This is a genomic window from Deltaproteobacteria bacterium, assembly GCA_003696105.1.
In the GTDB taxonomy this organism is placed as follows: Bacteria; Myxococcota_A; Polyangia; order Haliangiales; family J016; genus J016.
The window spans coordinates 1-14,801 of sequence record RFGE01000131.1; the positions used below are offsets into that span (position 1 = coordinate 1).

Below are 14,801 nucleotides of genomic sequence, written 5' to 3' on the forward strand. Positions count from 1 at the left end.
GAGCCGCGCGCTACTGTAGGCCGTGGGAGGAAGCCCTCGGATGCAGGTGCACGTGGCTCAGGCGCAAATCACCAACCTGCCCGTGGACGCGATCGTCAACCCAGCGAACTCCATGGGGATCATGGGCGGCGGGATCTCCGGGATGATCCGGCGGACGGGAGGCGACGAGATCCAACGCGAGGCGATGGCGTGCGCCCCGATCGCGGTGGGAGCCGCGGCGATCACCACGGCCGGATCGCTGCCCGCCGGGTGCGTCATCCACGCGCCGATCGTCGAGGACCCGGCCCACGAGGTCACCGCGGAGAACGTGCGCCGGGCGGCCCGGGCGGCCCTCGTGGCCGCGGCCGCCAACGAACTCGAGGTGATCGCCGTGCCCGCCATGGGCACCGGCTTCCAAGGCCTGGCGCCCGCGGAGGCGGCCCGCGCCATCGTCGAAGAAATTCGCGCCCACCGGCGGCCTTTCCCGACGACCATCTACCTGGTCGACACGGACCCCGAGGTCATCGCAGCGTTCGAAGACGCGCTGCGAAATGCGCAGCAAGGGCTGTAGTTCCACGGCCCGGTGCGTATACTCCCCGGGCCGTGCCGCTCGACCTGTACATGCCCGCCGGGATCGCGATCGTCCTCGCGCTCGGCTTCTGCGGAATGTTCGTGTTGCTCGCGGTCGCCGTCGGCCCCAAGCGGGTCACGCCGGTCAAGCTGAGCCCGTTCGAGTGCGGATCGGAGCCGATCGGATCCCCGAGGGCTCGGTATTCCGTCAAATTCTACCAGGTCGCCATCCTTTTCCTGGTGTTCGACATCGAAACAGCGTTCATGTATCCGTGGGCCGTGCTGTACCGCGACGAGCTGTCGGTGTCCGCGACCGGCGGCGTGAGCCCGTTCGGCTTCGTCGAGATGCTCGCGTTCGTCGCGGTGCTCGTCGTAGCGCTCACGTACGTGTGGAGAAAGAAGGCGATCGGATGGGACTAGAACTGACGACCACACGCCTCGAGGACGCGGCCGGCTGGGCGAAGAAGGCCCGCGACGCCGCCAACTGGGGCCGCAAGTACTCGCTGTTTACGTACCCCTTCGTCACCGCGTGCTGCGGCATGGAGTTCATGTCCGTGGCCGCGTCGAAGTACGACATCGCGCGGTTCGGCGCGGAGTTCCCGCGGTTTTCGCCGCGCCAGTCGGACCTGCTGATGATCGTCGGAACGATCACCGAGCGGCAGGGACCCGTGTTGCGCCGCGTCTACGACCAGATGGCCGAACCCAAATGGGTGATCGCATTCGGCGTGTGCGCATCGACCGGCGGGTTCTACCAGAACTACAGCGCGATGCCGGGAGCTGACCAGGTCGTCCCGGTCGACGTGTACATCCCGGGCTGCCCTCCGCGCCCCGAACAAGTGCTCGACGCGCTCATCCTGCTGCAGCGGCGCATTCAGGAGTCGCGCGGCCACTCGCAGGTGGCCGAGGCGCAGCCGGCACGCCGCTGACCGGAGGTGGACCGATGGCCCAGCGCGTACTCGACGACCTTGCGGCCCGCTTCGGCGACGCGGTGCAGACGCGCTCGGAACACGGCGACGAGATCGTCGTGGTCTCGCGCGACCGCCTGGTCGACGTCGCGACCTACCTTCGCGACGCGCCGGACCTGGCGTTCGACGCGCCGGTGTTCGCCACGGTGATCGACTGGCTCGGCCAGGGCAAGGAGCCGCGCTTCGAAGCGGTGTGGGGGCTGCGATCCTCGCAGCACTACCACCGCATCCAGATCCGGGTTCCGCTCGACGAAGACGACCTGCGCGTTCCGTCGCTGTCGGGCTTGTGGAAGGGGTTCGGCTGGCCGGAGCGCGAGGCGTTCGACATGTACGGGGTGCGGTACGACGGGCATGGCGACCTTCGCCGCATCCTCCTGTACGAGGAGTTCGTCGGGCACCCGCTGCGCAAGGACTACCCAAAGGAGAAGCGCCAGCCGCTCGTACGGCGCGACGGCGCGAACGAGTGATGTCGACCGTCCAGACCTACGTCCTCGGCCAGAAGAACGCGGCCGATCTCGACGCCGAGCAGGAGCTGCCGGCGGAGCTGATGACCATCAACATGGGGCCGTCGCACCCGGCGATGCACGGCACCATCCGAATGGTCCTTCAGATCGACGGCGAGCGCGTCGTCGACGCCGACGTGCAGCCCGGCTACCTTCACCGCTGCTTCGAAAAAGAATCCGAATACGCCACGTACACGCAGATCTTTCCCTACACGGATCGCCTCAACTACGTGTCGCCGATGCTCAACAACGTCGGCTTTGCACTGGCGGTCGAGAAGCTGCTCGGCATCGAAACGCCGGAGCGGTGCCAGTACATCCGCGTCATCATCGGCGAGATGTCGCGCATCACCGATCACCTCACGTGCATCGGCGCATCGGCGATGGAGGTTGGCGCGTTCACCGCGTTCTTGTACCTGCTCAAGGCCCGCGAGTGGTTCTACGAGCTGCTCGAGGAGCTGTCGGGCGCTCGCCTGACCCACTCGTACGTGCGGATCGGCGGCGTTGCCCGCGACCTCACCGCGGACTTCGACCCGAAGTTGCGCGACCTGCTCAACCGCACCGAAGGTGTGCTGGCCGAAGTCGAGACACTACTGACCAACAACCGGATTTTCCGCCAGCGCATGGAGGGGGTGTCGGTGGTGTCGCGCGACGACGCGATCGCGTGGGGGTTCACCGGGCCGCTCGGCCGCGCCAGCGGCCTCGACTACGACGTGCGCAAGGACTACCCGTACCTCGTCTACGACCGCGTCGAATTCGACGTGCCGGTCGGCGAGCACGGCGACTGCTTCGACCGATATCTCGTCCGCATGGAGGAGATGCGCCAGTCGATCCGCATCCTGCGCCAGTGCCTCGACCAGATCCGCCCCGGACCGATCTGCGTCGACGACCTGCGCGTCACGCTGCCGGACAAGTCCGAGGTCTACAACACGATCGAGGCGATGATCGCGCACTTCAAGCTCATCGTCGACGGCATCCGCGTTCCGCCGGGTCAGACCTACAGCTTCACCGAGGGAGGCAACGGCGAGCTTGGCTTCTTCGTCATCGCCGACGGCACCGGCCGCCCCTACAAGGTGCACGTCCGGTCGCCATGCTTCATCGCGTTGCAGGCGCTGCCGTCGATGATCCGCGGCGCGTTGATCTCCGACATCATCCCGACGTTCGGGATGATCAACATGATCGGCGGAGAGTGCGACCGATGACCCACCAGCCGAAGACCCCCGCGTTCGCCAACGACCAGCCCGGCGAGATCGCCCAGCGCAGCGGCGGCGACACGGTGACGCTCACGATCGACGGCCGCGAGGTGACCGTGCCGAAGGGCACCAACGTCCTCGAGGCGGCGCGCAAACTCGGCATCGAGATCAGCGCGTTCTGCTACCACCCGGGACTGCCGATCGCGGCGGTGTGCCGGCAGTGCCTCGTCAAGATCGAAAAGGCGCCCAAGCCGGTGCCGGCGTGCCAGGCGGTGTGCGGCGACGGCATGGTGGTGTCGACGTGCGACCCGGACGTGGTCGATCGGCGGCGGCAGATGCTCGAGTTCACGCTGCTCAACCACCCGATCGACTGCCCGATCTGCGACAAAGCCGGCGAGTGCATCCTGCAGCGCCTGTATTTCGACCACGATGCCCAGCACTCGCGCGTCGACGTGCCGAAGGTCCGCAAGGCCAAGGTGGTCGACGTCGGTCCCCGCATCATGCTCGACCAGGAGCGGTGCATTCTGTGCACGCGGTGCATCCGTGTTTGCGATCAGGTGGCCGGCCAGCATCAGCTCGAGATGGCGTTCCGCGGCGACCGCGAAGTGCTCAACACCGCGCCGGGCGAACGGCTCGACAATCCCTATTCGGTCAACACGGTCGACGTGTGTCCCGTCGGCGCGCTCACGCAAAAGGACTTCCGGTTCACGCTGCGCGCCTGGGAACTGCTGATGACGCCATCGATCTGCAACGGCTGCGCGACCGGCTGCAACATCGAGATCCACCACCGCGAGGGGCACGTCTATCGACTGCGCCCGCGCTACTGCCGCGAGGTCAACAAGCACTGGATGTGCGACGAGGGGCGCGAGACCTACAGGGAACTGCGCGACCGACGCGTCGCGGCTCCCGCGGTCGACGGCTTGCCGGCGTCGTGGACGGCCGCGCTGTCGGCTGCCGGTCAGGTCCTGGGCGCCGCGCTCGACGCAGACCGGGGCGCCGTCGGCGTCGTCCTGTCGGCGCAGCACACCAACGAGGACAACTACGTCCTGGCAAAGCTCGCGCGCGAACACTGGCAGGTCGGCCGCGTCTACGCGGTCGGTCGCAGCCCGGTCCCCGAGCGCGCCGACGACATCTTGCGCGACGCCGACGTCAACCCGAACACCCGCGGCGCCCATGCGTGCGCCGGCGACTCCGCTGCCGGCGTGGACGCCCTCGCCGGCGACCTGCGCGACGGCGCACTGCGTGCCCTCGTCGTCCTCGGCGGCGCCGAGGCGCTCGCGGACGATGTGCTGGACAAGGCCGCCGGCCTCGACGCGCTCATCGTGCTGGCGGCACGCGAGGTCGGACTGGCGCGCGTAGCGAAGGTGCTGCTGCCGGTCGCGGCCTGGGCCGAAGTGGACGGCACGGTGACCAACCGGCAGGGCCTCGTCCAGCGGATGCACGCGGCCTACCCGCCGCCCGGTGCGGCCGTGCCGGCGTGGGAAGCCGCGGTCAAGCTCGGTCGCGCGACCGGGGCGGCCGTCGACTACGCCGACGCCAAGAGCGTCTTTTCCGAGATGATCGAACACGTCCCCGAGCTGTCCGACGCAGCCTGGGGCAAGCCGGCGCCGCTGATTCAACTGCGGTTCGCCCACTCGCGCGGATGATGGCTCGCTTCCTGCTCCGAGTATCGCTCGTCCTCGGCCTGCTGGCCGGGCTCGCCGCCACGCTCGCCGCGGCGGCGCTCGTGACCGCCTGGCTGCCGGCGTGGCTCGCCGCGCCGGTCAAATGGCTCGCGCTCGTCCTCGTGTTCGTCATGCCGGTCGCCTCGTTGCTCACGTGGGCCGAACGGCGCCAGAGCGCGATGATGCAAGACCGTCTCGGTCCCAACCGGGCCAACATCGGCCGCGTGCGCGCGTGGGGCCTGCTTCACTTTGTGGCCGACGCGGTCAAGATGATCGGCAAGGAGGACTTCATCCCCGGCCGCGCACACCGCGGGTTGTTCTCCCTTGCGCCGATGCTCGCGCTCGCACCGGTGCTCATCGCGTTCGCCATCATCCCGTTCGGCCCGGACATCTACCCCGACGAGCTGTTCACCGTATTCGACAAGTGGCGCCCCGATCGCGAAGGTGGCGTCGCGATGCAGATGTTCCAGGTCGACTTCGGCCTGATCTTCTACTTCGCGATCCTGTCGATTTCGAACTTCGGCGCGACGATCGCCGGGTGGGCGAGCTACAACAAGTGGGCGCTGCTCGGCGGGCTGCGGGCCTCGTCGCAGATGATGTCGTACGAGGTGACGATGGGGCTGTCGCTGATGGGCGTGTTCCTCGTCATGGGCACGCTGGAGCCCGGTGCGATGGTCCGCTGGCAAGGCCACAACCCGGTGTACTGGGGAGCGGTCGTCCAGTTGCCCGCGTTGATCCTGTTTTTCACCGCGGCCATCGCGGAGACGAAGCGCGGCCCGTTCGACCTGCCAGAAGGCGAGTCCGAGATCGTCGGTTATTTCATCGAATACTCGGGCATTCGCTGGGGCATGTTCTTTCTCGCCGAATTCATCGAGATCGTGTTCATTTCGATGGTCGTCGCGACCGTGTTCTTCGGCGGCTGGCAGTTCCCCTTCCTCGACGATGACGGTTTCAAGCTGCTCGGGTGGGCGATGTACCTCGACCACTGGGCCGTCGTCGTACTGCGCGTGTTGGCCTTCGTGTTGAAGGTCATCGCGCTGTGCTGGCTGCAGCTCACGATCCGATGGACGCTGCCGCGGTTCCGCCCCGACCAACTCATGACCCTCGGCTGGAAGCGACTGCTGCCGCTGTCGCTGCTCAACTTGATGATCACGGCGCTCGTCACGCTGTGGCTGGGGAGGTGATGCCATGCCCCGCGTCGTCGCCGACTCTCACCGCAACCCCAAGGTGCGCACCGTCGCAGTCGACCGTCCCGCGCCGGAGCGGGCCACGTTCTTGCGCGCGAGCCTGCAAGGGTTGGGTGTCACCGTCAAACACTTTTTCCGCAACGTCACCACGCAGCGCGACGTCGAGACCATTCAATACCCGGAGGAAAAGCGGCCCTACCCGCCGCGCCACCGCGGGCTTCATCGGTTGATGAAACGACCGGACGGTCGCGTGCGCTGTGTGGCGTGCATGTGCTGCCCGACGGTGTGCCCAGCGCACTGCATTACGATCGTTCCTGCGGAAACTGACGACCCGACGGTCGAAAAGTACCCCGCCGTGTTCGAGATCGACGAGCTTCGCTGCGTCGTGTGCGGGCTGTGCGAGGAGGCGTGTCCGTGCGACGCGATCCGCATGGACTCGGGCCTGCACGCGCCGCCGGTCGAGTTCCGCGGCGACGCGATCGAAACGAAGGAGTCGATGCTCGCGCGCGGTGATGTGAGCACCGCGACCCAGGGCGGAGTAGGCCCCGACTGGCGCGAGGTCGGCCCGCTCGGGCCGCGCCGCGACTAGGTCCCGCGACCGCGCGCCGCGCGCGCATTGTACACACGTCGCACGAAAGAATCGACGTTGATTCGCACGCGCGCGATGACTACCCTTGTAACCAGGTCATCGACTGTTCAGCGCGAAAGGAGGCAATACTTTTCCCTACAGAGTCTATCCAGGGATCCGCCGCTGATCGGAGCGCGCACGCCCGCACGTCGGGAAGCCCAGACCGATTATTTTCGTGGAGCCCACCTACAGGAATGTAGGGGATAGAAACGCCCACCATCGGCTGAACGGTTGGTTGCCGACAACTGGCGGCCCGGAACGCACCGGGTCGCCCGTTTTTTTTCGGCGCGGCGACCCGTGTCTGCCGGCCGACGGTCACCGCGGTCGACACGACAGGCCGGAGGCCGCCGGCGGGCAGTGGCCGACGGCGAGCAGATCCATGGCGACGGCGACCGCGATGTGCAGCGCGGCGCCGCCCCAGATGGACCGCGTCCGCATCGCGAGGGTCCCCAGCACCACTCCCGCGACGATTGCGCCGAGCGTTTCGGGCATCGGCTTGCCGTAGTGGATCATGCAGTACGGTACGACCATCGCAAAGATGGCGGCCGACCCCATACTGCGTTCGAGCCCTCGCAACATGAAGCCGCGAAAGAAGAACTCCAGGGAGATGAACTGAGCCGCGTACAGAGCTTCCCAGGCCCAGAAATCCAGCGCGCTGCGGTTGGCCCACTTGTAGAACGGATACGTGTGCTGAAACGACGCGCGCGTCGACGCCCACGCCACGAGCGGCGCTACCGCCGCGAGCAGTGCCACGTACGCCCACGCGTGCCGGCGCAGGTGGCCCACCCCCAGGTAGTAGTCGCGCACGCGCTGTCCCGGGATCGCGGCGATCACGACAGCCGGCAAGATCAGGTAACCGAACACGCGCCACCCGGCCCACCACGCAAACTGGGCCAGGTCGTAGTACCGCCCGGCCCAATCGGCGTCCTGGCGCGGAAAGAGCCGCGAAAACACGGAGCGCTCGCCCCAATAGGCCTGCAGCGTCAACGACACCGCGACCGTGACGAACACGATTGGCGGCATCCAATCCACGCGCGTACCCCGCCCGGGCAGGTGCTCCGCATCGATCGCGCGCCACTGGTCCGGCAGCGCACGCCGCAACAGATCCCCGATCGTCGCTACGATCCGCACGGCATTGCTAACGGCGGCGCGCTTCACGATGCGCGCGCCGGCACGTCCGGTAGCTCGTGTTCCCCGTCGGCGGCGTCATCCGTGCACCTGCCCGAGGCCGCTAGCGGCCGGCAATCCACGCGGCCGCCGTGCGAAGCCGCGCGCGCGTGATCTCCTTGCCGAGCGCTTCCATCGTGTCGAACAACGGCGGCGATGCCGTGCGCCCGGTCACGACGAGGCGCAGCAGCATGAACAGATGTTTCGTCTTGATCTGCTTGTCGTCCGCAAACGCGCGCGTCGCGACCTCCAGCTCGGCCGCGCGAAATGCTTCCAGCGCGTCGTACCGGTCGACCAGCTCGAGCAGCAGCTTCCGCAGCTGCGCCGGCTTGATTCCCGGAATCGTCAGCTTCTCGGCCACCGGCGCGTAGTCGATCTCGCCGGCGAAGAAGTACCAGGCGGCGGGAATGAACTCGTCGAACCGCTTGATGCGCTCGCGAAACAGCGGCATCAGCCGGAGCAGGTAGTCGCGCCCGAGCCGCCAGTCGATGAGGGCGTCGGCGAGCTGCTCGTGGCTCAACTGATGGATGTACTGCTCGTTCATCCAACGCAGCTTGTCGAGATCGAACACCGGGCCGCCCACCGACACCTTGTCCCACGAGAACACGTCGATCATCTCGTCCAACGAAAACACCTCGCGATCGCCGCCGAACGAAAACCCCATGATGCCGAGGAAGTTGCGTAGAGCGTCCGGCAGGATGCCCACGTCGCGGTAGTAGTCGATCGACACGGGGTTCTTGCGCTTGCTGATCTTCGACTTGTCCGGGTTGCGCAACAGCGACATGTGGACCCACACCGGCTGCGGCCAGCCGAACGCGTCGTACAACAGCACGTGTTTCGGCGTCGACGAGATCCACTCCTCGGCCCGGATCACGTGCGTGATGCCCATGGCGTGGTCGTCCACGACGTTCGCCAGGTGGTAGGTCGGCATCCCGTCGGACTTCAGCAGGATTTGATCGTCGACCTGCGCGTTGTCGAACGACAGCGGTCCGCGCAGGCGGTCGTGCCACGTCGTCGTCCCGTCGCGCGGCACGGCCAATCGCACCGTGTACGGCTCGCCGGCTTCGGCGCGCCGCCGCGACTCGCCCGTGTCGATCCCGCGACAGCGTCGGTCGTAGCCGAACGCCGCTTTTGCGGCCCGCTGTTCGGCGCGCAACTGTTCCAGCCGCTCCGGCGTGCAGAAACAGCGATACGCCTTGCCGGCCGCGATGAGCTGCTCGGCGTGGTCGCGGTAGATCGGGCCGCGCTCGGATTGGCGATACGGCCCGTGCGGGCCGCCGACATCCGGCCCTTCGTCCCACGTCAAGCCGAGCCAGCGCAGCGCAGACAGGATCTTGCGCTCGCTGTCCGCCCGGCTGCGCGCGCGGTCGGTATCCTCGATGCGAAGCACGAACTGGCCGCCCGTCTTGCGGGCGAACACGTAGTTGAACAGGGCGATGTAGGCCGTGCCGACGTGCGGATCGCCCGTCGGCGACGGGGCGATGCGCACCCGGGCGGGCCCGGCGTCTCGTCGTTCGCTTGCCATCGGCACGCCGCTTGTATCACGGCGTGTTAGGCTGATCGAGGTGCGCGTGTTCTGGATTGCCGTCGGCGTCGCCCTCGCTTGCGCCCTCGCGCGGCCCGCTGCGGCCGGCACGGTGCGCGGTCGCGTGGTGGACGTCCATTCGCGGTGGACCGCCACTGGCGACCGCATCGTGTCGGACGTCACGGTCGCGACCGACGACGGCCGCCGGGTGACGTGGACGCAGGCCGGCGGCCGCGCCGGCGGTATCGGCATGTGGCAATCCCATGTGCCGCCGCTGCCCGCCGTCGGCGACCGCGTCACCGCGGAAGTGGTCGCCGCGCGCACGGGCGGCGGCGAGGCGACTCGAGTCGCGCGCGCGGTCACGATCGACGCGCCGGCGCTGCCGGCCGGCGCGATCGGGTTCGTCAACACGCGAACCCATAACAGCGGTGCGCCGTTGCACTGGGCGTCCGGCTGCGTGTTTCTCGCGATGGACGAGCGCGGCACGAGCCAGATCGATGACGAGATCGATGTGATCGAATCCGTGCTGTCGACCTGGCGGCAGGCGACGAGCGGTTGCAGCTACCTGGACCTGCGCTTTGATGGAACCACCGATGGGGCGGTCCGATTTGACGGCGACAACGTCATCGTGTTCCGCGAAGACCGCTGGTGCCGGCCGGCCAGCGACGACGCCCCGGAGGAGTGCTACAACCCCTCGGCTGCCGCGATCACGACCCTGTTTTTCGTCGACGACCCGGACAACCCGCGCGACGCGGAGATCGTCGACGCGGACATCGAGCTAAACGGCGTCCAGTTCGCCATCTCGTCCGGCGGCCAGTCTCGCGGGTCGGCGACGTGCCTGGCCGACCTCGCCAATACGCTCACACACGAAGTGGGCCATCTGATGGGACTGGATCACACCTGCTGGGACGGCACGGGCGAGCGGCCCGTGGACGGCGACGGCGCCCCGGTGCCGAGCTGCACGCCAACGTCGGCGCTGCCGCCGGAAGTCACCGAAGCGACGATGTTCAACTTCCAGAGCTGCGGCGAAACGAAAAAGGCATCCCCCGAGGCCGACGACATCGCCGGCGTGTGTTCGCTCTACCCGCTCGCCGACGATCCTGGCGAGTGCAAGCGCGCGGACGTCGGCGAGTCGGGCGGCTGCTGCGCGGTCGCGCCGGGCCGCGCGCTCGGCCCGCGCGGCGGTGCCGGCGGCGGGCTCGAAACGCTGATCGCCGGCATCGCGCTGCTCGCACTGCGGCGCCGCGGCGGAAACGGGCGCGCGCGCCCGCGGTGAGCCTGGGCCGGCGGCCGGCCATTTCGCGTCCGGCGGCGCCGCCGCGGCCGGGCGCGCACGGCGGCGTCGAACACCGGTGGCCGGCTATCGCAGCGCCTCGGAGAAGATCTCGACGCCGTGCTGTGACACGCACGTCACGAGTGCGAACCCGGCCGCGCGCAGGTCGGCGGCGCGAGCGGCAATGGCGGCGCGCAGCGCCGGCTCGTCGCAATGGGCGGACTCGATGCGCACGGTGTGCGAGTCCTCGCCGGCCGAGTCGACCTCGGACCACACCCGCGCGGCGGCAAGCTCGGCCGACAGCGCGTCGAGCGCCGCGCGGTCGTCGACGCCGGCCGCGGCGTCCGCGAATGCCGGCTCGTCCGGTACGGCGGCCAGGTCCTCGGGACGCGGCGCGGCCGCCGCCGGCACGGGGGCGGGCTCGGCCGCCGGCGCGGTGTCCGGAGCGTCGCCGCCGCCGCCGCTTGCGACCACATAGACCGCGACGGCCGCGGCGATCGCGACCGCCGCGACACCGATCCACAGCGCGGGGCCGGGGCCGGTCGCCGCCGCGGTGCCGCCCGCGACGCTCGCCCGCCGCGCCAGCGGGGACGGCGAAGTCGGCAACGCGCCGTGACACTTTGGGCACTTCGGATAACCCGGCACCACGCGGACGCCACAGTGCGGGCACGACTGCGGCTGCGCAGTCCCCGGCGGCCCCGCCCCCGGACCCGGCTCAGTCATTGCCCCGATTGTACCGAACGCGACCGCGCGGGGGCAAAACCCGCGCCGGACGGCGAGCTCCGAACGACGCCAAGGAGTCGCGTCAGGGCACCAGCTTGTAGCCGAGCCCGTAGACGGTCAGGATGTGCCGCGGGTTTTTCTGGTCGTCTTCGAGTTTGCGGCGCAGCTTGGCGACGAAGTTGTCCACCGTCCGATTGTTCGCCGACGGCTCGACGCCCCAGATCTTCTCGAGGATTTGATCGCGTGACACGGGCTGTTCCGCGCGCTCCCGCAGCAGCTTCAGTAGTTCCAGTTCGTAGAACGTCAGCCGGCGCGTCGTCTTTCCGCGGCGCATCGTGTGCTTGCGCGCGTCGATCGTCCAGTCGCCGACCCGAAACGTGTCGTCGACCGCGGCCATCCGCTCTTGACGGCGAAACAACGCGTGAATGCGGGCGATCAATTCCGCGATGCTGAACGGCTTCGTCACGTAGTCGTCGGCACCGACGTCGAACCCGCGGATCTTGTCCGATTCCTGTGCCTTGGCCGTGAGCATCATGATCGGAACGACGGGGTCGTCGGCGCGCAGCGCCTCGCACACGAGATAGCCGTTTTTGTCGGGCAGCATCAGGTCGAGCAACACCAGGTCCGGGCGAAAGTCGCGCGCGGCCTCGATCCCCTCTTGCCCCGTGGCCGCCGCGCGGACCGCGAACCCTTCGAACTCCAGTGCGTCGACCAGACCGCGGACGATGTCTGGTTCGTCCTCGATGATCAGGATGCGTTTGCGGTCATCCATGGCGTACCGGGATCCATATCGTAAACGTCGTGCCGTCGCGAGGCGAGCTGCGCACATCGACGGATCCCCCGTGCGCCTCGGCGATGTCCTTGACCAGCGCCAGCCCGATGCCCGAGCCGCGCGACGACTTGAGCCGAACCTGTTTCGACCGATAGAAGCGCTCGAAGATCCGCTTTTGCTCGTCGCGCGCGACCCCGGGGCCATAGTCGGCGACGGCCAGCGCGACGCCGTCGCCGTCGCGCGCGACCCGCACATCGAGGCGCTTTCCGTCCGCTGCGTATTTGATGGCGTTGTCGACCAGGTTGAGCACGGCCAAGGTCATCGCGTTTTCGTCGATCTCGACCGGCGGCAACCCCGGATCGACGTCGACGCGGAGCTCCATTCCGGCCTGGTCGAGCCGGTGGCGATAGATGTCGAGTGAACGTTCCACGACCTCGGCAAAATCCCCCTCGGCCATGTCATATACGCCTTTGCCGCGCTCGAGTCGGCTGAAATCGAGCACGTTGTCGATGAGGCGGCCGAGGCGCGTGCTCTCGCGCGCGATGACGCCGGCGTACTCGCGCGCCTGCTCGGGAGAAGTCGTCCGGCCCGTGTAGAGCATTTCGCCAAACATCTGAATGATCGAGATCGGCGTCTTGAGCTCGTGCGACACGTTCGAGATGAAGTCGCTCTTGAGGGCGTTGGCTCGCCGCGCGCTGCGCTCCGCCCACACGAGCCCAGCAATTCCGGCAAAGATGACGGCGACGGCGACGGCGATGAGCGCGACGTCCACGACGCGTCGCTTGCCGTGCGCGGCCGCCAACCCCGGCTCGCGCTGCGCGACGCGCAGCCGCCACTGCCGGAACGAGTCGGGGAAGCCCACCTCGACGATCTGGTCGGCCGGCACGCCGGTGAACGCGTAGCCGTACACGATGTCGCCGACCTCGTCCACGATCTGATACACGCGCGGCGATCCGGTCACCGCGAAATATTGGGGGAACACCGTGCCGACCATGTAGGCGAGATCGACCTCGACGACCACGTAGACCGGCCGGCCGCCGCTGACGCGCCGGGTGACGGAAAACAGGTACGGCCGCCCGTCGATCGTGAGGTGATAGCGGGCGCGCTCGTCGAGTCCAACCGGACGTGCGCGCAGATGCGGCAACACGTCGCGCCGAAACCGCTCGCGAAACTGCTCGATGCTGGCAGGCGACCGGCGGCGCGTGAAGAAGCCGTCCGGGATGATTTCCCAGCGATCGGACAGAATCAGCACGGTCTCGACGGCCGGGCGCTCCGCGGCGAGCTTCTTCTGGAAATCCAGCAAGTTGGACACATCGACGGCGTCGAACACGGCATTTTCGGACTTGGCGAGTTCCGCCTCCACCCCCAGTACCTTCTCGAGGGCCAGCTCGCGCGTCGTGTCGAGGATGGCGCGGCGCTCCCGCTCCGCCACGTCGCGCGACAGGCTCAAGCTCAACGAGGCCAGCCCGGCGGACGCAACGAGGACCGCGACGATCAGGGCATAAAACAGCGCGCGGCGCCGCATGGGCACCGCATGGTACCACCCGCCCCGCGGTGCCCCGCGGTGCCCCGCGGCGATTCCGAGGCGCCGGCGCCCTGAACCGAGTGCGAGTTTGCCGGTCCGACCGTTGCAACCGGCCGCGAGCTATGTTAGACGGCTAACTGACGCACCGGGAACGATCCGGATTGGCCGTCTTGCAGTATTTTTTCCTGTAATTCCGGCCGCTTTGGTGCGCCGCGTACCGCGAGGTCACCGGCATGGAGTCTATCTTCGATAGCGAAACCGAAGGCATAGGCAGCGACATCGAAGCCTATTGCCCGTCTCCGCGCTGCAAGGCGGACACCAACCATACCGTGATCTCGAAGTACGAGGACGAGATCCGGCGCGTGCAGTGCGTCGTCTGCGGAGACGTTCATAACTATCGGAAACCACGGGGCGAAGCCTACGACGACGTGGTGGAACCACCGCCGCGTAAGTTCAAGCGCAAGCCGACTTGGGAGGCCTTCATGGCCACCAAGACGGACAAGGATCTCGAGTCCTGCCGCCCCTACTCCATCCGCGACAGCTACGTCGAGGGCGATCTGGTCGCGCACCCGAAGTTCCACATCGGTTTCGTGAGCGAGCTGCTGCCCGACAACAAAGTCGAGATCACGTTCCGCGACGAGCGCCGAATTCTCGTCCACAACCGCGCAGACCTCGCGCCGCGAATGCCTGCGGTCGCCGAGATGCCGGTGCCGCGCCAGGAAAAGAAGCGGCGCCGGAAGAAGGCACAGCCCGAGGCGGCGGCCACGTCCGCGGCCGCCCTCGATCTCGAGGAAAAGACGGCGATGGCCGAGCAGGCCGCTCGGCTCAAGTTGATGTCCGAGCGCGAAAAACTGGCGCTGAAGCTCAAGCAAGAGCGCGAGCGCGCCAAGCGGGAGCGCGAGGCGGAGCGGCTGCGCAAGGAGCAGGAGCGCGAGGCGGAGCGGCTGCGCAAGGAACAGGAGCGCGAGGCGGAGCGGCTGCGCAAAGAGCAGGAGCGCGAGAAGCTGCGCCTGCAAAAGGAGCGCGAGCGCGAGAAGCTGCGCAAGCAGAAGGAGCGCGAGCGCGAGAAGCTGCGCAAGCAGAAGGAGCGCGAGCGCGAGAAGCTGCGCAAGCAGAAGGAGCGCGAGCGC

Annotated in this window: 15 protein-coding genes; 10 read left to right on the forward strand and 5 right to left on the reverse strand. The window is 68.0% G+C overall.

What is annotated here, in order from left to right; all coding sequences use genetic code 11:
• Positions 1 to 40: 40 nt before the first annotated feature.
• The 8 genes from D6689_08915 to D6689_08950 are packed head-to-tail and all read left to right on the forward strand — an operon-like array spanning position 41 to position 6,647.
• Positions 41 to 550: a macro domain-containing protein gene (locus D6689_08915; protein RMH42175.1), complete on the forward strand. Its 510-nt coding sequence runs from the start codon at positions 41 to 43 to the stop codon at positions 548 to 550.
• 50 nt (positions 551 to 600) lie between these two features.
• Positions 601 to 969 carry an NADH-quinone oxidoreductase subunit A gene (locus D6689_08920; protein RMH42187.1) on the forward strand — a complete coding sequence of 123 codons (369 nt, stop codon included), beginning with the start codon at positions 601 to 603 and terminating at the stop codon, positions 967 to 969.
• On the forward strand, positions 960 to 1,475 hold the full coding sequence (locus D6689_08925; GenBank protein RMH42176.1) for an NADH-quinone oxidoreductase subunit B: 516 nt from the start codon (positions 960 to 962) through the stop codon (positions 1,473 to 1,475). The genes D6689_08920 and D6689_08925 overlap by 10 nt, the downstream gene beginning before the upstream one ends.
• 14 nt (positions 1,476 to 1,489) lie before the next feature.
• Entirely contained in the window at positions 1,490 to 1,981 is a 492-nt protein-coding gene (locus D6689_08930) for an NADH-quinone oxidoreductase subunit C (GenBank protein RMH42177.1), read from the forward strand.
• A complete protein-coding gene (locus tag D6689_08935) occupies positions 1,981 to 3,216 on the forward strand; it encodes an NADH-quinone oxidoreductase subunit D (protein RMH42188.1) in 1,236 nt (411 codons plus the stop codon). Before D6689_08930 ends, D6689_08935 begins: the two co-directional genes overlap by 1 nt.
• A complete protein-coding gene (locus D6689_08940) occupies positions 2,862 to 4,853 on the forward strand; it encodes a ferredoxin (GenBank protein ID RMH42178.1) in 1,992 nt (663 codons plus the stop codon). The genes D6689_08935 and D6689_08940 overlap by 355 nt, the downstream gene beginning before the upstream one ends.
• The gene (locus D6689_08945) at positions 4,850 to 6,055 is read left to right on the forward strand and encodes an NADH-quinone oxidoreductase subunit H (protein ID RMH42179.1); all 1,206 of its coding nucleotides are present in this window, start codon (positions 4,850 to 4,852) and stop codon (positions 6,053 to 6,055) included. The genes D6689_08940 and D6689_08945 overlap by 4 nt, the downstream gene beginning before the upstream one ends.
• Positions 6,056 to 6,059: 4 nt before the next feature.
• The gene (locus D6689_08950; protein RMH42180.1) at positions 6,060 to 6,647 is read left to right on the forward strand and encodes an NADH-quinone oxidoreductase subunit I; all 588 of its coding nucleotides are present in this window, start codon (positions 6,060 to 6,062) and stop codon (positions 6,645 to 6,647) included.
• A gap of 354 nt (positions 6,648 to 7,001) precedes the next feature.
• Here the strand turns inward: D6689_08950 and D6689_08955 are convergent, their stop codons facing one another.
• Positions 7,002 to 7,817, reverse strand: coding sequence for a CPBP family intramembrane metalloprotease (locus D6689_08955; GenBank protein ID RMH42181.1), 816 nt, complete (start codon positions 7,815 to 7,817; stop codon positions 7,002 to 7,004).
• 100 nt (positions 7,818 to 7,917) lie between these two features.
• The gene (locus D6689_08960; GenBank protein ID RMH42189.1) at positions 7,918 to 9,378 is read right to left on the reverse strand and encodes a glutamate--tRNA ligase; all 1,461 of its coding nucleotides are present in this window, start codon (positions 9,376 to 9,378) and stop codon (positions 7,918 to 7,920) included.
• Positions 9,379 to 9,418: 40 nt separating this feature from the next.
• Between D6689_08960 and D6689_08965 the strand changes: the two genes are divergently transcribed.
• A complete protein-coding gene (locus D6689_08965; GenBank protein ID RMH42182.1) occupies positions 9,419 to 10,654 on the forward strand; it encodes a hypothetical protein in 1,236 nt (411 codons plus the stop codon).
• An 84-nt stretch (positions 10,655 to 10,738) separates the two neighbouring features.
• Here the strand turns inward: D6689_08965 and D6689_08970 are convergent, their stop codons facing one another.
• From D6689_08970 to D6689_08980, 3 genes are all read right to left on the reverse strand, one after another.
• Positions 10,739 to 11,257: a hypothetical protein gene (locus tag D6689_08970; GenBank protein ID RMH42183.1), complete on the reverse strand. Its 519-nt coding sequence runs from the start codon at positions 11,255 to 11,257 to the stop codon at positions 10,739 to 10,741.
• A gap of 199 nt (positions 11,258 to 11,456) precedes the next feature.
• Positions 11,457 to 12,146, reverse strand: coding sequence for a DNA-binding response regulator (locus D6689_08975; GenBank protein ID RMH42184.1), 690 nt, complete (start codon positions 12,144 to 12,146; stop codon positions 11,457 to 11,459).
• Positions 12,139 to 13,671: a sensor histidine kinase gene (locus D6689_08980; GenBank protein RMH42185.1), complete on the reverse strand. Its 1,533-nt coding sequence runs from the start codon at positions 13,669 to 13,671 to the stop codon at positions 12,139 to 12,141. Before D6689_08980 ends, D6689_08975 begins: the two co-directional genes overlap by 8 nt.
• Positions 13,672 to 13,904: 233 nt before the next feature.
• On the opposite strand from D6689_08980, the gene D6689_08985 reads away from it, so the two are divergent.
• On the forward strand, positions 13,905 to 14,801 hold an 897-nt coding region (locus tag D6689_08985), incomplete at its 3' end, for a hypothetical protein (protein RMH42186.1).